A 20,786-nucleotide genomic window follows, 5' to 3' on the forward strand; every position below is an offset into this window, starting at 1 on the left:
TTTAGATCAGTCAAAAAATTATTTGCGGTTGTCTTGCCCACCGACCATACTCAAGTAGCTTTCGTAGCGACTCATGGCAATGGTGCCAGCTTCGACAGCATCTTTGACGGCGCATTTGGGCTCATCAATGTGAAGGCAATTGTTGAAACGACATTCGTTCAATAAATCACGCATTTCGGGGAAATAATGGCTGATTTCCTCTTCTTCAATCTCCGACAGTCCCAACTCTTTGATACCAGGCGAGTCAATGATAAAGGTGGACGGGGCCAACTCAAACATTTCGGCAAAAGTGGTGGTATGGACGCCTTTGTTGGCAAAGGTCGAAACTTCGTTGGTGCGTAGGTTGAGATGCGGAGCGATGGCATTAACCAATGTCGATTTACCCACGCCTGAGTGTCCCGACAAAACCGAAATCTTCCCCGAAAGAAGTTCTCGAAATGACTCCACGCCTTCACCTGTGACGCTCGATGTGGTAAAACAGGTATAACCTAAGCCTCGATAGAGCTTAATCAAGTAGTCTTGGTATTCTTTGGTTTCTTCGTCAAACAAATCTTGTTTGTTGAAAATAACCGCACTCGGAATCCGAAACGATTCGGCAACGACTAACAAACGGTCGATGAATCCCAACGATGTACGTGGAAAGGTCAAAGTGGCTACGATAATCGCTTGGTCAACGTTGGCAGCTAATAAATGTGAATGTGCTGACTTTTGAACCGATTGCCGTGCGATGTAGTTGGCACGTGGTTCAATGTCGTTAATGATGCCTGTTTGCAACGATTCGTCCTCAATTTCCCAAAACACACGGTCACCTACGGCCACGGGATTGGTTACTTTTAAGTCCTGAAACTTAAATTTTCCCCGCAGTCGGCAGCGCCAAATTTGTGCTTCTTCATCACGAACGTCGTACCAAGAGCCTGTCGAACGAATTACTAAGCCTTTCAACGAATTTGCGTTGATTTCTTCGGTTCGTTTGGCAATGGCCGCCGCACTTTTGGTCTGAAATTTAGCGGGAGGTGCCTTTATTTTACCTGATTTTTTCATAAGTCTATACTTCCATTAGATTAGCCAACCTTGAATCAGGTTTTGACTGATGAAAACGAGAATATTCTTGTGGAGAGCCAAACCAATTGAGAACATATTCACGCGCCAAAGGAGTGGTTCGATTGTCTAAAAAAGAATGATAAGAAGTGAAACGCCAATCGTTTAAGTCTTTACAAAACCCATGATGCACAGGGTTGTAATGTATGTAATGAATTAATTTTGTAAAATATACTTCATTCTTAACCACTTTTCTTTTCAAATTATCCATAAATAAAACCCCTTTCCGATTAAAAAAACGATTGAATGCTTGCGCATACCCGTTACAAAAATTTTGAAACTGTTGCATCACAAACTTGTGCGTATCGAACGTCGTTTTATCAAAATTATCAGGATTGTATTGCGGATCTTTGGCTTGCTTTCTGGTATGATAATATTCTATCAATGCTTCTTGATTTTTAATTCTAGCCAAAAGATGAAAGTGATTTGGCATTAAACAATAAGCATACAAGTCGCAGACGAATTGGGTGTGCTTTGTAAGTTGTTGTAAGAAATAGTGATAATTTGTTTCTTGTATAAAGAGCAAATTGCCATGTACTGCGTGATTGAAAATATGATAGCATTTTTCGGACTCAAATGTATCTGCAAACATATTTTGAGACGGATGAAAAAATCTTTCCAAGGTTTGGAATCTTGGGAAGATTAGATAAAGGATTTTTTTCCATTTGAGACTCAAATGTGTTTGTGAAGATACTTTACGGTGGTAGAAAAAACCTTTTCAAGGTACCAACCAGCTAATTACAATCTTTTAATTTGAGGCGTAAATGTAACTTCAAACATATTTTTGCGATAGTTGAAAAACCTTTCCAAGGTTCCAAACCTTGGAAAGGATAAACAAATTACAATCGTCTAAAAATTGCTTCGATGTCGGCAATTGTCACTTTCTCTCTCCAATCGTACCCGACAGCGTGATTCCACATGTGATCAAGTTTGTACGAGACATGGGCCATGGCCGTGATTTGCTCATCCGTCCAGTCTTTCGACAATCCTTGCGGAAGTGTGATGTTGTGTTGCGCCACCATTTGTTTAAATTCGGCGACCCCTTCTGGATAATAATCTTCCAAATGATTGAAAGCAATGCAGTTGGAATAACAATGTCGCATTCCTAAAATCTTTGAAAGACCATAGCTAATAGCGTGACAAATACCCACTTCAGAATAGGTCAAACTCAAGCCTCCCATCAACGACGCCACCATCAGTTTATCATCATTTTCGGGGGTTTGTCCAGCGTTTTCTCCCAAATAAATATCGCGACAAAGCTTCATTGATTGCTCGGCGTAAGCATGCGAGTAAGCGTTGTTGAACTGCCCATTTTCTGACTCGATACAGTGAATGTAGGTATCCATCCCCACATAAAACCACCAGTCGCGCGGAACAGTCGCAATCAACTCGGGGTCAAGTACCACTTGGTTAAAAACCGTCCATTCGCATTTTAAACCCAATTTTTTCTCAGGGCCTGTCAACACGGCCGTCATCGAAACCTCCGCGCCAGTTCCCGAAATAGTAGGAACGCCTACGTGGTAAATGCCTGGTTTTTTGATGAGGTTTAACCCTTGGTACAAGGTTGAAGAGCCTTCGTTGGTTACCATCAGCGATACGCATTTTGCAATGTCCATAATGGCTCCGCCGCCAATTCCTATGATGCCCGAAGGCAAACCTTTGCTGGCCAAAATCTCATCGCGCAAGGTGTCAATTTGTTCGGTGGTAGGCTCGTGTGGGTCAACGTCAATGAAATAAACGGTATCCTCAGGCTGAACGGGTAGGCGGCTTTCTAGTTCTTTCCCTTTAAAATAGTTGTCAATAATAAACACCATGTAGCCGTTGTTTTCGCTACGGTGTGGGGCGATGATTTCACCCAATTGGCTAAAACTTCCCCGTCCAAAAACGGTTTTTTCGATTCCTTTGAAATTTTTATGCATGAATCTAAGGTGCTAAAGCACTGTTATCCGTTAATACAAATTACCATTGATTTATTAAAACTTTTGAAAATGAGCATTAGCACGTATAAGCTGCCATTGCTTTACGAATCGCCTTTTCGAGGTTATTGGCAAGGGTTTCAAGCTCAGTTTGCGTCCACGTAACGCGTACCCCAAACGAAATCAAACGTCCAATAACTTCTTGCGACTTTGGTAAATCAAGGTTAGCATAATCTTGCGGAGCACCCAGTACTTGAACCGCTAACTTACCCGCCGTACGCATTTCTTTGAGATGATCCCACTGGTTGATAAAGTGGTACATGTTGGTAAACCAATAGTTGAAACCACCCACACCCGCAGCGTTCAATTCGGCCACCACGGCTTGGGCACTTTCGGTGTCTGGCAACAATAAATTCAAGAACGTAGCCGAATCGCCTTCAGCATCGGGAATTCGGGCAAAAGAAACCCCAGGCACGTTGGCAAGGCGGTTCATCAACCACTTTTTGTGCTCGTTGTTCTTTTCTACTAGATATGGAACACGCCGCGTTTGGGCTAACCCAACGGCCGCATGAAGTTCTGAAATGCGGTAGTTGAAGCCGATAATTGGGTGTTGTTCCATACCACGGTTGTTACCAATGTGGTCGTGACCGTGGTCAGAATAGCTATCGGCAAACTTGTAGGCTTGTTCGTCGTTGGTTACAAAAACGCCGCCTTCGCCTGCGGTAGCGATTTTGAAAAAGTCGTACGAATATGCCCCTGTTTTGCCCCAAAGCCCCGTATAAGTTCCTTTATAATTGGCACCCATTGCTTGTCCTGCATCTTCTACCAAAATAAGGTTATGCTCATTGACAACTTCCATGATAGCGTCCATATCAGCCATTTGACCACACATGTGTACCAAACAAATGGCTTTTGTTTTAGGCGTGACAACTTTGCGGATTCCTTCGGCGGAAAGGCAAAGTGTTTCGTCGATTTCGGCAAAAACGGGTAAGGCACCAATCATCAAAACAGCTTCTACCGAAGCGATATATGTGAAAGGTGGTACAATCACTTCGTCGCCTGTGCCAATACCTGCCGCAACAAGGGCAGTCTGAATGGCAGTCGAGCCGCTTGAAACGGCATGGGCGTATTTGGCACCTACTACTTTACACACTTCCGCTTCCATTTCGCGGGCTTTCCAAATATTATTACGTTGCGCTTCGTGGTTAAAACGAAAGAAAACTCCTGTCTCTAAAACGTCATTAATTTCTTTGCGCTCTTCTGCGCCGTATAATTCTGTTCCTGGCATAACTGTTACTGTTTTTTTGCTGCAAAGTTAGTGATTTTGTAGTGTCGCAGGTTAACATTTTCTAAACCAGCACCTGATTTACAGCCGAAAAGATACGTTGGTTTTAATAGGAGCTAGAGTGGGAGCGTTTTCGTTCATTAGCAAAAAATAGAAGGTATAAGATGGAGCGGTCAGGTACTTTTTTGAAATGGTAAAGGTGATTGTAGGTAAGACTGTGTTTGCCAAATCATTTTCGAGTTCGGTATTGAGGATAAGGCTTTGATGGTTGCGCGGATTCGTCAATACGTTGATTTGATCATCAAGCGGGATATTACTTTGTTGGAGTACTAGTAAGCGACTTGAATAGCCATGAATGGCTGCAATGTGCTTATCTGTACCTAGGATAGTCCCTGTAAAATGGAGTTTATCTGCTGTTTGGTAAAGTTTTTTCACCCTAAGTTGAATGGAGGTAATAGGCGGTCGATTAAAATTATCGTAAAAGGCTTTGTTATGAATGGGGGCTGGTATTGAAAAGTCATAATACCCGTATGTCCGTAATTTGTCCAAAATGGGGATTTCAAAATAATTATACCCTAAGTGTGTGAGTTGATAGTTTTCCATTCTAGTTGTTAAATCAACTTTTCTCCCTTCGGGGTTTCTCAAGTGAAACGTCATAAATTTAAGATGAATTCCAATGGATAAGGCGAAAATCAATGGAAATAGGAGGCGTTTAACTTGTTGGAAAGACTGTGCTGCGTACAAAGTAAAAATAAAAAGAGAGGCCGTTAATATGACAGAATAAATCGAATACCGTTCAGAGGTGGCGGTGGTAATACCATATTCATATCGCTTAAAAGTGGTCATTGCAGCCATTAATATACTATAAAACATACATAGAAAAAAGAAGGGGCTGGGGCGGTAAAATTTCCGATAAAAGGCCAAACCTATGCCTCCCAAAAACACGATTCCTCCCAATTGCGCCACCTTTGCATTGAAACCTATACTTCCCAAAAATGCGAAAAAGAACGAAAATGCCTTGGGAAGTTGCGAAAAGAACAAGCGAGAAGTAGGGTGGCGGTAAATGGGTTCATAATGCCAGTAATAGCTACCCATTAGCAGCAGCGACCAACCGAGCCAAAGTCCCAAAATAGAATAACGCTTTTGTAAAAAGTAAACGCAGCTTAAAATGGGTAAGAGTGCAAAGCCTCCACTGTTGGAAAAAATAGAAAGACAACTGAAAATCAATGTTGCAACGAAGGAACGAATCGATGTATTTTTAACTGAAAAATGGAGCGTGCAAAGACCAAAAAATGCAGAAAACAGATTGGAATTCTGCATGGGTAACAGGGTGTTTGAAATCGGAGCTATGACGACAAATGCGATAGGGAGAATCCACCAACGAGGAAAATCAACTAAATTGATGTAAAATATATAAACCATCCCGAGCAAACTTATGTTGCCAAATACCAACCACCATCGCAGGTCGATGTGTCCCGAAATTTGGAATTGTACCCACGCTAAAAGCCGTGTGATGACGATTCGATGCTCGTTATGTTGATAGAAGAAGGCAGTAATTTTATCCCGTAGATTGGTTGCTTCATGAAGCTGATTAAACAGATTCATAACGTAAAGGTCATCGCCAACGGGGAGGTTAATGAGGTGTTGGTAAAGAACGTAACTGAGCGAAAAAATCGGAAGTAAAATCAGAAGAAACCAATTTTTTTTAAAAAAAGGCATTGCAGAATCGGGACTAAAGGTGATACCTAAAAGGGTCAAAGATAATCTAAAAAGTTTTCTTTATCTTCGGCCTCAAGTACCATTGAAGATTAAACCTATGATAAACGTATTAAAAACCTTTTTTCTTGCCTTATGGGTAAGTAGCGTAGCGATTTCTGCCCATGCACAAAATCCTGATATTCAACACTTGCATCCCACAAATTGGTGGATAGGAATGAAAAATCCGAATGTGCAGCTGTTAGTCCACGGTAAAAACATCAGCACGGCCAAAGTGAGTTTGGCTTATCCAGGTGTTCAGATTAAAAAAACGCAAAAGCTGGAAAACCCCAATTACCTTTTGATAGACTTGGTGATTGCCAAAACGACCAAACCTGGGGTTGTTAAGTTGGTGTTTAGCAATGGCAAATTTAAAAATACGCAAGCCTTCCCTTTGGCGACCCGCAAACATAAACCAAACAACATTACCACCGCCGATTTTATTTATTTACTCATGCCCGACCGCTTTGCCAACGGTGATGAGTCGAACGATAAGTTTTCGGATATGCTCGATACGCAGGCGGATAAAAATGTGCCTTATTTACGCCACGGTGGGGATTTTCAGGGAATTATCAATCACTTGGATTATCTACAAGAGTTTGGGGTAACAACCTTGTGGAATACCCCTGTCATTGAAAACAATACAGGCTTAAAAAAGGAACTTCATGGCAATATGCAAGCGGCCTATCACGGGTATCACTTTAGCGACCATTACAAAATCGACCGTCGTTTTGGGGGCAATGAGGGCTATAAAAAGTTGTCGGCGGCGCTGCATCAGCGTGGAATGAAACTGGTTCAGGATGCAGTTTATAACCATGTGTCGGAAGACCATTGGATGTTTTTGGATCCGCCAACGAAGGATTGGTTCAATATGTGGCCAACTTACACCGCCACTAGCCACAAAGAACAAGTAATGCTCGACCCCAACGGAACAGAGGCCGACCGCCGCTTGTTGATTGATGGTTGGTTTATGCCGTTTTTGCCCGACGTCAACGCCCGAAATCCACATTTTGCAACCTACATGATTCAGCACGCTTTGTGGTCAACGGAAGAGTTTGGGGTGGACGGATGGCGCATTGATACCTACAAATACAACGACATGGAGTTTATGAATCGTTGTAATAAAGCCTTGTTGGATGAATATCCTGACATGCTCATTTTTGGGGAAACGTTTGTGACTAACCCTGCTTTTATGAATTATTTTGTGCAGAACAATGTCAATTATCCTTTCCAATGTAACCTTCCTGGTAGTTGCGATTTTCCAAGTTACTCGGCCATCGGCGACGCCCTCACGCAGCCTTGGAGTTGGGATGGAGGGGTAAATCGCCTTTACAGTACGTTGGCGCAAGATTATTTCTACAAAAACCCCTCTAAGATGGTAACATTTTTGGACAACCACGATACCGACCGCTTTTTGTCGGTGATAGGGGAGGATTTTGCCAAATATAAAATGGGCATCACGTGGCTGTTGACGACGCGCGGCATTCCGCATCTTTATTATGGGACAGAAGTGTTGATGAAAAACACCAAAAACCCTACCGATGCCGAAGTTCGCCAAGATTTTGTGGGAGGCTGGAAAGGCGATAAAGTCAATAAGTTTACGGCAGCTGGGCGTTCTGCCAAAGAAAATGAAGCCTTTGATTTGGTAAAAAAACTGGCTAATTACCGTAAAAACACCCCTTCATTGTACAACGGCAAGTTTACCCAATACCTTCCCCAAAATGGCATTTACGTGTATTTTAGGCATGATACTGCCAAAACAATTATGGTAATCATGAATAGCAATTCGGCCGAAACTACGCTAGAAACAGCTCGTTTTGCTGAACGTACAAAAGGGTTTACGGGAGCAATGAATGTTTTGACCGAAGAGAAGATAAATTCGCTGAATAGCCTCAAAGTACCTGCAATGACAACCTGGGTATTGGAGTTGAAGTAAATTTCTTTGTCACTCCGACGATAGGAATGAGCCTACATCCAAATCGGGTATAGGCTCCTCCTATCGTCGGAGTGACAAAAAAGGCATGTGTCAAGTTTTTATGCCATATTCCAAAAAATGACAAGAAAAATAAAAATCAAGCTAATTCCTGCAATTGTAGGTATGACAGCTTTTAATCTATCTTCTTTGGGTATTACTTGAAGTCGTTTGTAATAGGTGTAAATCGATATTATTGCGAATAAAGGCAAAAACCAGTGTTGTTTCAATAATATCACCAATACAAAAAGTGAAATTAAGGTTAAAATTGTTATTGTTTTGTATTTATCCTGCAACATAATAATGTTTGATTTAGTAGGCACTCAACACAGTGAGCGTCAAAATATTGTCTAATCTACTTTACTGCTGCTTTTGAATGTTTCTTCCGCATGGGTACGGGGAAAGATGATTCAATCTAAATCAGAATTGAAAAAATTATTTTCGGTGCTGTTCAATTAATTTAAACAGCGCTTTTTGCTTTTCTAAATCAGGGAAAAAGACGTACAATTGCTCATGTGCATTGTAGTCGAGGGTGAGGGCGATTTCGAGGTGAAGCAGTGCTTCCTTGTATTCGCCACCATGAAGCAAATAGGCCACCGCCCGATAATACAGCGCGGCACTGTCGGGGATGGTATCTAGCCCTTCTTGAACTACGTCAAAAGCTTTCTTAAATTCGCTCTGATCAAATAAAGCCAACGACCACTTGAGCCAAACATCCTCAAAGTCAGGTTCAAGGTCAGCGGCTTTTTCAAAGGCCTCCATGCTGGAGAATACATTACCAATTTTGTACTCAAGGTCGCCCACCAACAACCAATAGTCGGCAATGAATTCATTGATTTTAATGGCTTTCCGAATGCAATTGAGCGCCTCTACCCATTTGTCCTCCACGGCCAAACAAACCGCAACGCCGTACCAAGCTTCATCCCATTCTTTGTCAAGTTTGAGGGCATCGCGGTAATGTTCAAGGGCTTTGCCAAAGTCTTTGATTTTCTCAAAACTAGCGCCAATGTGGCAGTGCAAATCGGCCGTGGGAGATTCGTATTGAAGTGTCCGTAAATAATTGGTATTTGCTTCTGCAAATCGGTCTAAATTCATGTACGCATTGGCCATGTTGAAATAGGCCGACGAAAAATCTTCCTTGATGACCGTGGCATAATCGTACGCATGGAGCGACTCTTCGTAGCGCCCGAGTTTGCTATAAACGATACCAAGGTTATACCACGCATTGTAGGAATACGGGTCGCGGTCGATGAGTTCGTTGTAGTAGTCGATACTGTCTTCCAATTGTCCCATGATTTCGAGGCAAAAGGCCAGTTCGTACAACGCGCTTTCGTTGTCTAAGTTAATTTCGAGCGATGATTTGTAGTACTTTATTGCCTCGTCGTATTTGCCCGAATTTTGGTAGGCTTGGCCAATTTGGAACAGCACGTCGTCTTTATCACCGTCTTCGATGTAGCGAAGCATTTCTTCATATACTTCCACCGACTGTTCATAATCGCCCATCATGTTATAGATGCCACCTTGCATAAAAAGGACATCTAGGTCGTGGGGATGAAAAAGAGAGGCACGTTCAAGTAATGCGAGTGATTCTTCGTAACGTTGTTTTTGAGCAAGTAAATGTGCTTTGTCCAGTAAAAGCTCTAACGAATGTGGAAAATGCTCTAGTCCATACTCACAGGCTTGCAAGGCACGCTCCCAGTTCCCCTCTCCAATGTAATGTTCTACGATGTGTTCGTAGGTGTCCAAATCAAAAAAATCGTGTTCTTGGTTCTTGAGCATTACCTCAAATCGTTGAACCGAATCCCGCCAATCGGGTTGTCTCTCCTCGAATTCTGGTTGCATATCCTGAATGTATGGGGTCAATGTCTTAGTCGAAAGATAAGAAAATTTCTTTTCCTGTCAAATTTTTAACGTAATATCCTTCGACTAAATTCCGTCATTTACCCCACACATTTCTAAGATAATTGATAATCAGGTGTTTTTTATTTCTTCATCACGTCTTCGATGATGTGTCCGATATTGCCGCTTGGCTCCAATAATTTGAGCAATGCGGCCACGGTTGGAGCAGTATCAGCGACTGCCGTACGGCTAAAGGTTTCGCCTGGTTTGATTCCCCAGCCGAAGAAAAGCAACGGAATGTGGGTGTCATAATTATAGGGAGCCCCGTGGGTGGCAGCGATGGTGCTCGACATCCATCCAGGCTCAGTCACAATCTGAATATCTCCGCTCCGTTTGGCGTGTGTTCCGTTTTTGTATAATGTAAGCAAATAGTCGTTGATGTTGGCGTTGCTCAAATCGTGGGTATTGAGTACTTCGGCTATGCCGTCAAAATCGAGCATGGTTGGGCGGATGGCTTCTACGATTTTATCAACCGATAAGTTTTTTTGTTTCAACAAATCGTGATTGAGGTACAACTGGTAATTTTCGGAAGCACGAATAAAATCACCGTCGCCAAATTTCTCTTTCAAAACGGCTTTTACGGCCGTATTGACTTGTCCAATGTTCAAACGTCCCGCAGGCAAACGGTTTGTTTTCCAAAGGTCTGTTACGTCCATTACCCCGTGGTCAGCTGATAGGAAAAGTAAGTAATTCCCTTTTCCCACTTGTGCGTCGAAAGCATTGAGCAATTCTGCCAAGTCGCGGTCGAGACGAAGGTAAATATCTTCTTCTTCCACCGAGTTGGGGCCAAAACCGTGTCCAACGTAATCGGGAGTAGAGAAACTTACGGCCAAGAAGTCGGTTGATTTTCCTTTGCCAAGTTGCTCGTTCTTCAAGGCTTCCAAAGCCATTTCTTTGGTAATGGTGTTGCCGTGTGGGGTACTTGCCAACACACCAAACGCATCCCCCGCAATTCCTGCTAAGTCATACGGGAAAACCGATTTTTTTGCGCCAGGAAGTTTGGTCTCGTATGGTTGGTCATCGGCCGTACTTTCAGTGTATTTTTCAATCGGAAGCAAGGTGTTCCAGTTTTGTTTCATCAACGCTGACGGACGTTTCTTCGCATTGTAGTCTTTTACCCATTGTGGTAGGTCGTTCATATAAAACGTGCTGGTAATCCAGCTTCCCGTTTTGCTGTCAAACCAATAAGCACCGTTGGCCGTGTGACCTGCGGGTAAAATAGCGCCACGGTCTTTGATGGCAATTCCGATGGTTTTATTTTGGTAGTTGGTACCAATACGCAGCTGGTCAGTAATGGTGCTTACCAACATATTTTTTGGCGACATTTTGCCTGCGGTAGCGTTGGTTGTTCCTACAGGCTGGACGGTAGAGTCGGCCACGCAATACATACCTTTGCCGAGGCGTTTGTCGAACCAATCGTTCCCTACAATTCCGTGAATGGCAGGCGTAGAACCCGTATAGACCGAAGCGTGGCCTGCCGCTGTTACGGTAAGTGCGTAGTGATAATGGTGATTACGGCAGTTGAATCCTTCGCGCATGAGTCGTTTGAATCCGCCTTCACTGTATTTGTCATAATAACGAAACCAATAATCGTAACGCATTTGGTCCACGACAATTCCGACGACTAATTTGGGACGTGCTAACGACGCGGGTTTGGTTGGTTTGGTTTGCGCCCAAAGCGTACTCATGCTCAAAAGCGCCAAGGTTAGTTTGAGGTACTTCATTTGTATAGGTGTAGTTAGAAACTAAAAAAAATTGCGGCTAAGTTACGTTAAGTTTTTGAACCTTATCTTTATAAATACGAAACTCAATTCTATAAAGGCTACTAATGGTTGTTTCTAGTGAGTTGGCTGCTTTGTAAAAAATCCGTCTGCCAAGAAACCTCGGCAGACGAGACAGATGGATGAAAACTAGGTAGGTCAATGAATGTAAGGAAATTAAAAAGAATAAGTGAGGGAGGTCCAGAAACTGCGTGGCAAGATAATGCGCCCAATCTGCAACGAGCCTTTTTCAAAGTTTCCGTTCAATAAAAACTGGTCGCCACGTATATTTCCTTCGGTCAAACCGCGGCTGTTGGTAAGGTTGTCGCCCCACACGCGGAAGCCCAATTTTTTGGTGATTTTGCAATCTAATCCCATCGAAAGTTCATCGTACCCACCCATGTGATAGACGTTACTTGGGGAGCTCCAACGCTTACCGATGTGGCGGAAACTGGCAAACAAATCGAAAATTTTGTAGTTATACGTCCCCGAAAGCTCCCAAATGACGTTCGGAATCCGCTCTGCGTAGTTGCCCGACCATGAGTAAAGCTTTCCAGCTAAATCAGCACGGGCATTGGAAGGTGCCGTCACTTCGTATTGGGTGTATTTGCTGTTCTGGAAAGTGGTAACCAGACGGAAATTGAGGTTTTTAGAAGGAGTATAAGTTGCTTCGATTTCGGCACTTAGGTTTCGGCTAGAGGCAAATGTACCAATAGAAATAAACCCAGCGGTGGTATTCGGAATCAACATACTAGAAGCGATATTGGTTAGTTTTGCATATACCAATGAGCTAAACAACGAAAACTTGGGTGTGTTGATTTTGTAGCCTACTTCTGACATAAATACACCACGGTCTTTGACAGCATCAGGGTTAAAGGTAAAGTTAGAATAGTCACCGATGTTCAAAGCACTGTACGTTCTTGTGGCGCGTCCAAACAATGCGTGATGGTCATTGATTTTGTAGTTTAAACCCACCGACGCGGTGCCGTACGTTCGGGTTTCATCGAAGGGAGTGTAATTCGTGAACGGAGCCGTGTTTTGTAAACGTTGCCCTTTGATGTGGAAACGGTCGGCACGTAAACCAAGGTCAAGGGTGAGGTTTCCTAAACTTACTTCGTCGGAAGCCCAAGCCGAAGTAATGCCCGTCGTTCCTTTGCGGTAGGTACCAATGTTAATGCCGCTGTAGCCATTGCCAGTAGCAGCTCCAATCAATAAGGTACGAGGTTGGTTGGCTATTTCGGTGTTAAACGTTGCCCCTAGTGAGAAAAGGTCAATGTCATAGGTATGAATTCCCGCCCCAAACGAAAGCGAATGTTTGCCTAATTGTTTGTTAAAGTCTAAGTTGTCAGAAAATTGTTTATCCGTACTGTTGGTTCCAATGAAGGATTGACCTGTGTAAAAACCCGTTGGGTTATTAAGTTTTTGTCCGTCTAAAGTATAATAGTTGACGTTCGCTTTGTAGGCAGTGGCAGCGGTTACAATCGAACCAGTAAAATTAGAAGTAGTGCTTTGGTAGCGTAAATTGTTCTTGATTGTCCACTCGTTTTTGGTAATGTGTTTAAATTCAATGCCTCCTGCTAATGACTTTAAATGAACACCGTCCGAAAAATCGTAGTTGTAAGTCTTACCAGTAGGTGCTACCAATGACACTTTGGTGTCGCGGGTGGCTAAGATTTGGGTCAACAAATCGAAATCTGGCAAAGCTTTGCCTTGTCCTGAACCGTCGTAGCTGTAGTATGAAGGCACAAGCCACGCTGTTTTATCGTTGAGGTATTTTCCGTAAAAACGAACGTAGCTATTGGGCTTGATTTCGTAGGTAAGGTTCATTTTCAACTGTCCACCGTCATTGGCGCGGTACGAAGGCGGGCGAATCCCATCGTCGGCGCGGTAAAAACCACCTACGTTAAATTTGAGCTTTGGCGCGATTTTGCCCCCAAAATTGGCATCAAAACGATTGGCATTCTGCGACAAACCTCGGGTGTATTTTACTTTTCCCGTAAACTTATCTCCACCTGTGTTTGAAATGACGTTGATTAAAGCACCTGGAGTGTTGGCAAGCAAAACGGCTGCGTGGCCACCGCGAACTGCTTCAACGGTTTTGATGGTCAAATCCACTTTGTAATATTGGTCGGCAGAAGGGCTGGTACTAAAACCCGTTGGAAGTACCGGAAGACCGTCTTCCATTACCCCCATAAAAACGTAGCCACCGCCTGGTAAACCCCGCACTCGCACACTGCCAGGGCCGTCTCCACCGCTGCTTTCAACCGAAAGCCCAGGAATGGCCTTCAACATATCGGTACTGTTGAGGGGAGGGCGTTGGCTCAGTTGTTTGGCGTTGATGGTCGAAATGGCCACACTCGATTCGATTTTCTTTTTGGGCGAACCGCTAGAGGTAACCACTACTTGTTCGAGCTGTAGGTTGTCTTCTTGAAGTACAATGTTGACTTGGACGTCGTTGCCTGTGACCGCTACGTCTTTTTTGAGCGTGATAAAACCAATGCTACTTAGGTTGAGGGTGTAGTTGCCATTGGGAATATCACTAAAAGTAAACATCCCATTTTTATCAGCGACTTGGCCTTTGTTTTGGTAGCTCAAAATCACCGTCGTTCCAATCAATGCTTCTCCTTTGGCATCGGTTATTTTCCCCGAAATGGTATGCCCTTCGGCTTTTGAGGCTTCCTCGTTTTGAAAGGAGTGAGGAAAGGAGGAGGGGCTTTTGGCGGTTCGACTGATAATGATAAGGTTGCCCGTTACTTTATAATTGAGTTCCAACGATTTGGTTACGTCATCCAACACTTTTTGTAGGGTTTGTTGGTCGGCATTAATGTTTATTTTGCGATTGGCCTGAATCATCTTTGAGCTAAAGACAAACTTGGCGCTTACTTGTTTTTCAATGAGGTTAAATACGGTTTCGACGTCTTGTTTTTGGAGACGAAGGGTGATTTTTTGGTTCAGCACCGACTGAGCGTTGCTGTCGGTAGCGTAGGCATTGCTCATGAACCAAACGGCGATTAAAATCTGAGTGAGCGAGATACGCATAGCTCGGAGGAATACTTGGAGGTGTACGCTTTTTTTCATACTTTTGAACTGTTTTATTAAGGTGAAAATTTGGTAAAACAATCCCCTGCATCCTTGAAAAAAGATGTGCTTAGGCGTCAGAACCATTAAGGGGATTTCGAAACTAGGAGGGCGATGCTGGTACCATTACCCTCCTTTTTTATTTACATCCTTTGCTGTGTACCACTATCTGCCCGTCGATGACTTCGTAATGGGCTTCAATGGCTTCACAAATGATGGTCAATTTCTCATAAAGGCTTTGGTTAGTCAATGTGGCAGTGAGGGGACAGTCGGAAAGCAAATCTTCGTCAAAAAGAATGTCAACTTGGTACGCTTTTTCAAGCATTTTAAGTACTTCAGTAACGGGGGTATTGCAAAACGAAAAACTGGGTAACTCATTGGTAATGGACACTATCTGGGGTGTTTCACTGAGGGTTTTTACCAATTGATTGTTCGCGGGTTCAAACACTAATTTTTGATTGGCCGTCAAAACAACGCCTTTGGATTCTTGGCCGATGAGGTTTTTTGGGGTTTCAATGTCAAGTTTTTTGAAGACAGAAACCCGCCCTTCTCGTACTTCTACGATGGTTTTTTGAGCGCCTTCCTGTGCATTTACCAAAAAACTTGTCCCCAATACTTTGGTTACTAAGTCGTTGGCATAAACCAAAAAAGGACGTTTGGCATCTTTGGTGACTTCAAAAAAAGCTACGCCAGAGAGATATACTTTACGATTATCTTTTTGGAAAGAGGCAGGGAAACTGAGGCGGGCGTTAGGTTCAAGAATGACTTTGCTGCCGTCGCTCAACAAAACGGTTTGCGTTGACTTGGTATCGTTTATCTTTTCTACCAATTCTTGTCCCGCCGTGATTTGCTGGTAGGTACTTTGGGGAGATGGAGTAAATAAATAACGAACGCCCAATCCCAAGATAACAATAGCAGCAGCGCGCCAAACCCACTTCGACACAGGCCGAAAATGTACCATTGGGGTGGTATCGTCGGTTACTTCAATCGCTGGTGTTGCTTTGTCTGCCCGCGCTTTTTCGACCAATTTTTGGATTTCAATCTGAATTTCGACGTCGCTTATGGGCGACTGGTAGCGGCGATAAACACTGCTCAAGAGCGTTTTTGCCTGCTTAATTTCTGATACTTGGTGCGGATTTTTTGCGAGGTAGCCTTCCCAAAACGCAATGTCTTCGGGCTGTTGGTAACGCACCCACTGTTGAAAGCGGGCATCCAACACAAAATCTTCGAGGCAATAGTCGTGGTATAAATTCATTGTAATAAAGACTTCTATCTATACATAGGCAGCCTTTAACCTAGAATAATCAAAAAAAATCACATTTTTTTTCAAATGTTGATTTTGAGCCAATAGCGCTACATTTTTTCTTTCAATTCTTTCAAGGTACGGTACAATAAATTGGCCACGGCTTGCCTCGAAATTGACATTACCTGAGCGATGGATTCGTTGTCGAGGTTTTCGTAAAACTTCAAGTAAATGATTTCTTGTTGGCGCTTGGGCAGTTCGGCCAACTGTCGATTGAGCTGTTGAAGCAATTCTTGGTTGGTTTCAACCTCAATGATTTGTTGTTCCACCGAAATTTCCCCCAAATCTTCTGCATCGAAGTCTAGTTCGTCTTCGTCGGTGAGCCATTGTTGTTTCAAACTTTCGCGGTGAATTTTTCGTCGCAGCGATTTAAGAAGATAAAATTTAACAAAATCGGTGTCACCGAGCGTTTCGCGCTTGTACCAGAGTTCCATAAAAAGGTCTTGCAGACAATCCTTGATGAATTCGCGGTCTTTGGAAAACTTGGTTCCGTAGCTAAATAAGCTTCGGTAATACTTTTGGGCAATTTGACCAAACGCATTTTCATCCCCTTCGCGAAAAGCATTCCACAAGTGAGCATCTTCGGGAGATGTGTTAGGTACGTTAGTCATGTAGGTTAGTAGAATGGGAATTGGCGGGTAATCCTACGATAAATTATAGAAATTTGCAAAATTATTCAACCATTATGCTTTAAAAAAGTAAGGCGTTGTCGTTATGGATTCAGTGTAGTCGGTTACTCAAAACCGAATGAAGATTAGACCCAAGTTGATTTTGACTTTTGGGGCGTAAAGTGTACTATTAAAACATAAAAAGAAAATATGAAAAAAATTGGCGTTTTGCTTCACGGAAGTGGGGTATTTGATGGCTCAGAAATCCACGAATCGGTTTTTACGTTGTTGGCAATTGCTGAAGCAGGAGCTGAGGCGGTCTGTTTTGCGCCCAACGTAAATCAGCACCACGTGCTCAACCATACCACGGGCGAAGAAATGCCCGAAATCCGCAATGTGTTGGTAGAATCGGCACGAATTGCGCGGGGCAATATCAAAGACATTGTCGATATTCAGGCGTCGGAGTTGGATGGATTGGTAATGCCAGGTGGTTTTGGAACGGCCAAAAACATTACAAAATGGGCGTTTGAAGGGCCTGATGGGCCAATTTTGGAATCGGTGAAAAACCTGATTGTGGAGCTAGTGGCCCAAGGAAAACCGATTGCGGGCTTGTGTATGAGCCCCACGACCATCGCCAAGGCTTTGGAAGGAACAGCATACCACGCGCATTTGACGGTAGGAACGCCCAACGAAGCCTCTCCGTACGAAATTGCCGCTATTTCGGCAGGCATGGAGTCGATTGGGCAGGTGGCAGAAATGGCGTCGGTGCGAGAAATTGTGGTGGACGAAAAACTCAAAATTGTGACAGCACCGTGTTACATGATGGAGGCGAACATTGTCGAAGTTCGTGATAACATCAAGCAGGCCGTGGACGCGCTGATTGCGTTGATGTAGTTATTACCAACGAAAAAGGCGGCCATTCGGCCGCCTTTTTCGTTGGAGTTTATAGAAATTATTCGCTTTCGTTGTCTGAAACAATCCCTTCACGTTCAGCTTGTGCTTTATAATCGTGAAGCTGAACTGGTTTACTTCCCTTCCGCATTTGAATATTGAGTACCTCCACCAGCAGCGAAAACGCAATGGCGAAGTATAAATAACCTTTTGGAACAGAGCCTACGTGAGTACCAAAGAAAGATACATTAGCAAGGTGCGCACCTTCGGCAATGAGCATAAATCCAATGGCAATCAAGAAGGCTAAACCGAGCATCTGTACTGAAGGGTGACGGTTGACAAAATCGCCAACAGGGCCTGAGAATGCCATCATAATGATGACCGAAAGTACTACCGAAATAATCATTACCGTGACGTTTTGAGTAAGTCCAATGGCCGTCAAAATGGAGTCAATCGAAAAAACGACGTTGATAAGTGCAATTTGCATCACCACATTTGTCAACTTGCTTGCGGCACTTCCTTTTGGTTTTTGAACTTCTTCTTCCGCACCTTCTAATTTATGGTGAATCTCTGAGGTACTTTTGTACAACAAAAACAATCCTCCGACCACTAAAATGACACTTTGACCAGAAAAGGCCGCATGGAACCAGCCCGCGTCGATGTGTGTAAAGGGTTTGGACAGCGAAATGATGAAAGAAATTCCAAACAACAGGGTTACGCGGAAAATCATGGCCAACAACAAACCAATGTTACGCGCTTTGGGCTGGTCTTTGCGGGCAAGTTTGTTGGCAGCAATTGAGATGAAAATGATGTTGTCAATCCCCAAAACAATTTCTAGGAATGTAAGGGTTAACAAACTAACGATGGCCTCTGCAGTAAATAGTGAATCCATTTTGATAAATGAGTGAGTAAATAAGTTGTTTAGTTAAGAAAGTTCAAAATTGAAGGGCTATTCGGTTTCAATAAGCTAATTTTACACGAAAAAACCAAACCCTCCATGAGTGGTAAAAAAATAACCTCAAAACTTCCCAACGTCGGTACAACGATATTTACGGTAATGTCTGCTTTGGCAGCAGAACACAAAGCCATTAACCTTTCGCAGGGTTTTCCTGATTTTGACATGCCCGAGGAGCTGGTTAATCTTACGTGCGAAGCACTGCAAAATGGTTATAATCAATATTCGCCCATGGCGGGTTGGATGCCATTGCGGGAGAGTATCGCTGCCAAAGTGCATGATTTGTACGGTGTTGAAATTAATCCTGATTCCGAAATTACCATTACCCCAGGCGGAACGTACGGGATTTATACGGCTTTTACCACCGTGTTACAGCCTGGCGACGAGGTAATTGTGTTTGAACCCGCCTACGATAGTTACATTCCTAACATTGAAATCAACGGTGGGGTAGCGGTTCGGATTCCGCTGGAGTTTCCGACCTATCGTATCAATTGGGAATTGGTTCGGGCTAAAATTACGCCCCGCACCCGCATGATTGCGCTCAATACGCCGCACAATCCTACGGGTAGTATTTTGCGGGCTTCGGACATCGAACAACTGCGGCAGCTAGTGGAGGAGTTTGATTTGCTCATCATGTCCGACGAGGTGTATGAACATTTGATTTACGACGATGAGCCTCATCAAAGTATTTTGAGGTACGAAGATTTGCGCCAACGAGCGTTTGTTAATTTTTCGTTTGGGAAGGTTTATCATTGCACTGGCTGGAAAATGGGGTACTGTATTGCGCCACCTGCGTTTACGGCCGAGTTTCGTAAAGTGCATCAATTCAACTGTTTTAGCTGCTATACACCTGCCCAAGTGGCTTTGGCCGAATATCTGAAAAACAAGGAGGCTTACCGTTCAATTTCTGGTTTTTATCAAAAGAAGCGCGATTATTTTGCCGAATTGATGAAACAAACGCGTTTTAAACCGCTCCCGAGTTATGGTAGCTATTTCCAATTGTATCATTTCAACCACCTTTCCGATTTGTCCGACAAAGATTTTTCTATTTGGTTAACCAAAGAACACGGCGTGGCTTGCATTCCTGTTTCGGCTTTCTATCAAGAAGCTATCGATAACGGAGTTGTACGTTTTTGTTTTGCAAAAAAAGAAGAAACGCTCGAAAAAGCGGTAGAAAGATTGGTGAAACTGTAGTTGTGTGTCAAAATTGGGTTTCTCAAAATGCGCAACAAAGAAGAGGCGGGTTTTGAGAAACCCTCTACACAACGATCGGGTTTTGAGAAACCCTTTGCACAGTCGACACTATTTAATCACTCTCCTCACACCCACAAATCTCTTTTTATAATAGCTGGCATGAAGGACGTCGTAGCGGATGCCGCCTTTCCAAGCTGAATGAATGAATTTGACGTAGCCATCACTAACGGCAACAATCATTCCGACGTGGCCAATACGGGTGCTTTTTGAGTTGCTTCCTTTGAAGAAAATTAAATCACCTGGACGTGCTTCACCAAGGGCAATTTCCACTCCGTGGGAGATTTGGGCGGCGCTAGAATGGGGAAGGAGCATCCCAAATTTAGAAAAACAGTATCGTACAAAACCTGAACAGTCGAAGCCCTTGGGAGAACTCCCTCCTGAGCGGTAACGGTAACTAAGGTGTTTTTTTGCAAATGACAAAATATCAGTCGTTAACGAAGTATTTTGGGTCGAATCGACTGCTTGTTTTTGGGCAAAAGAAAAGGTCGATAAAAGGCATAATCCTAGAACAAAAATCCACTTCTTCATCAGTTAGGTACTTTTTTATAGGGTTGAACGCTTCCCCAAGTAAGTAAAGAAAGTTTTTTTTGCCAAATTTTTGGAAATAAAATTTATATCGTAATATTGCGATGAATTAGCGTTTTTAATGAAAATGGGAACAACAAAATCGGAAGTTTTTACCGTAGAAGAAAATCGAATTGCCGATTTGGCGAAGGCGTTTGCGCATCCTGCTAGGGTGGCTATTTTGCGCCTTTTAGCCGAGAAAAAAGCTTGCGTTTGTGGCGACCTTGTGGATGAATTACCGCTTTCACAAGCCACAGTTTCGCAACATTTGAAGGAATTGAAACGCATCGGAATCATCAAAGGGGACATTGCGCCTCCGCGCGTTTGTTACTGCATCGATGAAGAGGTTTGGAACGAAGCAATGCAATCTTTCGGGTTGTTGTTTTCGTCGTATCTTAAAAATAATTGCTGCTAAAATTTTTTGCTTATATTTATCGTAATATTACAA

16 protein-coding genes are annotated in these 20,786 nt (G+C 43.3%); 4 read left to right on the top strand and 12 right to left on the bottom strand.

The window, feature by feature from the left end:
• Positions 1-18: 18 nt before the first annotated feature.
• The 5 genes from rsgA to DTQ70_RS05245 all read right to left on the bottom strand — a co-directional run bounded on the left by rsgA (position 19) and on the right by DTQ70_RS05245 (position 6,018).
• Complete coding sequence (gene rsgA / locus DTQ70_RS05225; RefSeq protein ID WP_122929827.1) at positions 19-1,041, bottom strand: ribosome small subunit-dependent GTPase A; 1,023 nt, start codon at positions 1,039-1,041, stop codon at positions 19-21.
• 4 nt (positions 1,042-1,045) lie between these two features.
• Positions 1,046-1,720, bottom strand: a complete 675-nt coding sequence (locus DTQ70_RS05230; RefSeq protein WP_164489876.1) for a transposase — start codon at positions 1,718-1,720, stop codon at positions 1,046-1,048.
• Between the two features lie 217 nt (positions 1,721-1,937).
• Positions 1,938-3,017 (bottom strand): iron-containing alcohol dehydrogenase family protein, encoded by a 1,080-nt coding sequence (locus DTQ70_RS05235; RefSeq protein ID WP_122929829.1) that lies wholly within the window; start codon positions 3,015-3,017, stop codon positions 1,938-1,940.
• 76 nt (positions 3,018-3,093) lie between these two features.
• Positions 3,094-4,302, bottom strand: coding sequence for a DegT/DnrJ/EryC1/StrS aminotransferase family protein (locus DTQ70_RS05240; protein WP_122929830.1), 1,209 nt, complete (start codon positions 4,300-4,302; stop codon positions 3,094-3,096).
• Between the two features lie 78 nt (positions 4,303-4,380).
• Positions 4,381-6,018 (bottom strand): hypothetical protein, encoded by a 1,638-nt coding sequence (locus DTQ70_RS05245; RefSeq protein WP_122929831.1) that lies wholly within the window; start codon positions 6,016-6,018, stop codon positions 4,381-4,383.
• 97 nt (positions 6,019-6,115) lie between these two features.
• On the opposite strand from DTQ70_RS05245, the gene DTQ70_RS05250 reads away from it, so the two are divergent.
• Positions 6,116-7,990 (top strand): glycoside hydrolase family 13 protein, encoded by a 1,875-nt coding sequence (locus DTQ70_RS05250; protein ID WP_122929832.1) that lies wholly within the window; start codon positions 6,116-6,118, stop codon positions 7,988-7,990.
• 471 nt (positions 7,991-8,461) lie between these two features.
• Here the strand turns inward: DTQ70_RS05250 and DTQ70_RS05260 are convergent, their stop codons facing one another.
• The 5 genes from DTQ70_RS05260 to DTQ70_RS05280 all read right to left on the bottom strand — a co-directional run bounded on the left by DTQ70_RS05260 (position 8,462) and on the right by DTQ70_RS05280 (position 16,677).
• Entirely contained in the window at positions 8,462-9,868 is a 1,407-nt protein-coding gene (locus DTQ70_RS05260; protein ID WP_122929834.1) for a tetratricopeptide repeat protein, read from the bottom strand.
• A 140-nt stretch (positions 9,869-10,008) separates the two neighbouring features.
• A complete protein-coding gene (pafA, locus tag DTQ70_RS05265; RefSeq protein WP_122929835.1) occupies positions 10,009-11,649 on the bottom strand; it encodes an alkaline phosphatase PafA in 1,641 nt (546 codons plus the stop codon).
• A 213-nt stretch (positions 11,650-11,862) separates the two neighbouring features.
• Positions 11,863-14,763: a TonB-dependent receptor gene (locus DTQ70_RS05270; protein ID WP_164489877.1), complete on the bottom strand. Its 2,901-nt coding sequence runs from the start codon at positions 14,761-14,763 to the stop codon at positions 11,863-11,865.
• A gap of 139 nt (positions 14,764-14,902) precedes the next feature.
• On the bottom strand, positions 14,903-16,018 hold the full coding sequence (locus tag DTQ70_RS05275; RefSeq protein WP_122929837.1) for a FecR family protein: 1,116 nt from the start codon (positions 16,016-16,018) through the stop codon (positions 14,903-14,905).
• Between the two features lie 98 nt (positions 16,019-16,116).
• Positions 16,117-16,677 (bottom strand): RNA polymerase sigma factor, encoded by a 561-nt coding sequence (locus DTQ70_RS05280; RefSeq protein WP_122929838.1) that lies wholly within the window; start codon positions 16,675-16,677, stop codon positions 16,117-16,119.
• 207 nt (positions 16,678-16,884) lie between these two features.
• Here DTQ70_RS05280 and elbB point away from each other — a divergent pair, with 207 nt between their 5' ends.
• Positions 16,885-17,568: an isoprenoid biosynthesis glyoxalase ElbB gene (gene elbB / locus DTQ70_RS05285; protein WP_122929839.1), complete on the top strand. Its 684-nt coding sequence runs from the start codon at positions 16,885-16,887 to the stop codon at positions 17,566-17,568.
• A gap of 58 nt (positions 17,569-17,626) precedes the next feature.
• Here the strand turns inward: elbB and DTQ70_RS05290 are convergent, their stop codons facing one another.
• Positions 17,627-18,457, bottom strand: coding sequence for a TerC family protein (locus DTQ70_RS05290; protein ID WP_122929840.1), 831 nt, complete (start codon positions 18,455-18,457; stop codon positions 17,627-17,629).
• 105 nt (positions 18,458-18,562) lie between these two features.
• Between DTQ70_RS05290 and DTQ70_RS05295 the strand changes: the two genes are divergently transcribed.
• On the top strand, positions 18,563-19,714 hold the full coding sequence (locus tag DTQ70_RS05295; RefSeq protein ID WP_122929841.1) for a methionine aminotransferase: 1,152 nt from the start codon (positions 18,563-18,565) through the stop codon (positions 19,712-19,714).
• Positions 19,715-19,822: 108 nt separating this feature from the next.
• Here DTQ70_RS05295 and DTQ70_RS05300 read toward each other — a convergent pair whose 3' ends face one another.
• Complete coding sequence (locus DTQ70_RS05300) at positions 19,823-20,302, bottom strand: C40 family peptidase (RefSeq protein WP_122929842.1); 480 nt, start codon at positions 20,300-20,302, stop codon at positions 19,823-19,825.
• A 124-nt stretch (positions 20,303-20,426) separates the two neighbouring features.
• Between DTQ70_RS05300 and DTQ70_RS05305 the strand changes: the two genes are divergently transcribed.
• The gene (locus DTQ70_RS05305) at positions 20,427-20,753 is read left to right on the top strand and encodes a helix-turn-helix transcriptional regulator (protein WP_122934278.1); all 327 of its coding nucleotides are present in this window, start codon (positions 20,427-20,429) and stop codon (positions 20,751-20,753) included.
• Positions 20,754-20,786: the final 33 nt, after the last annotated feature.

This window comes from Runella sp. SP2 (assembly GCF_003711225.1).
Taxonomy (GTDB): Bacteria; Bacteroidota; Bacteroidia; order Cytophagales; family Spirosomataceae; genus Runella.

Excerpts from the sequence above, each read along its gene's own strand:
- DTQ70_RS05305 (WP_122934278.1), top strand. The coding sequence starts at position 20,427 with ATGGGAACAACAAAATCGGAAGTTTTTACCGTAGAAGAAAATCGAATT.
- DTQ70_RS05250 (WP_122929832.1), top strand. The coding sequence starts at position 6,116 with ATGATAAACGTATTAAAAACCTTTTTTCTTGCCTTATGGGTAAGTAGC.
- DTQ70_RS05245 (WP_122929831.1), bottom strand. The coding sequence starts at position 6,018 with ATGCCTTTTTTTAAAAAAAATTGGTTTCTTCTGATTTTACTTCCGATT.
- DTQ70_RS05235 (WP_122929829.1), bottom strand. The coding sequence starts at position 3,017 with ATGCATAAAAATTTCAAAGGAATCGAAAAAACCGTTTTTGGACGGGGA.
- rsgA (WP_122929827.1), bottom strand. The coding sequence starts at position 1,041 with ATGAAAAAATCAGGTAAAATAAAGGCACCTCCCGCTAAATTTCAGACC.
- elbB (WP_122929839.1), top strand. The coding sequence starts at position 16,885 with ATGAAAAAAATTGGCGTTTTGCTTCACGGAAGTGGGGTATTTGATGGC.
- DTQ70_RS05300 (WP_122929842.1), bottom strand. The coding sequence starts at position 20,302 with ATGAAGAAGTGGATTTTTGTTCTAGGATTATGCCTTTTATCGACCTTT.
- DTQ70_RS05280 (WP_122929838.1), bottom strand. The coding sequence starts at position 16,677 with ATGACTAACGTACCTAACACATCTCCCGAAGATGCTCACTTGTGGAAT.
- DTQ70_RS05290 (WP_122929840.1), bottom strand. The coding sequence starts at position 18,457 with ATGGATTCACTATTTACTGCAGAGGCCATCGTTAGTTTGTTAACCCTT.
- pafA (WP_122929835.1), bottom strand. The coding sequence starts at position 11,649 with ATGAAGTACCTCAAACTAACCTTGGCGCTTTTGAGCATGAGTACGCTT.
- DTQ70_RS05275 (WP_122929837.1), bottom strand. The coding sequence starts at position 16,018 with ATGAATTTATACCACGACTATTGCCTCGAAGATTTTGTGTTGGATGCC.
- DTQ70_RS05295 (WP_122929841.1), top strand. The coding sequence starts at position 18,563 with ATGAGTGGTAAAAAAATAACCTCAAAACTTCCCAACGTCGGTACAACG.
- DTQ70_RS05260 (WP_122929834.1), bottom strand. The coding sequence starts at position 9,868 with ATGCAACCAGAATTCGAGGAGAGACAACCCGATTGGCGGGATTCGGTT.
- DTQ70_RS05270 (WP_164489877.1), bottom strand. The coding sequence starts at position 14,763 with ATGAAAAAAAGCGTACACCTCCAAGTATTCCTCCGAGCTATGCGTATC.
- DTQ70_RS05240 (WP_122929830.1), bottom strand. The coding sequence starts at position 4,302 with ATGCCAGGAACAGAATTATACGGCGCAGAAGAGCGCAAAGAAATTAAT.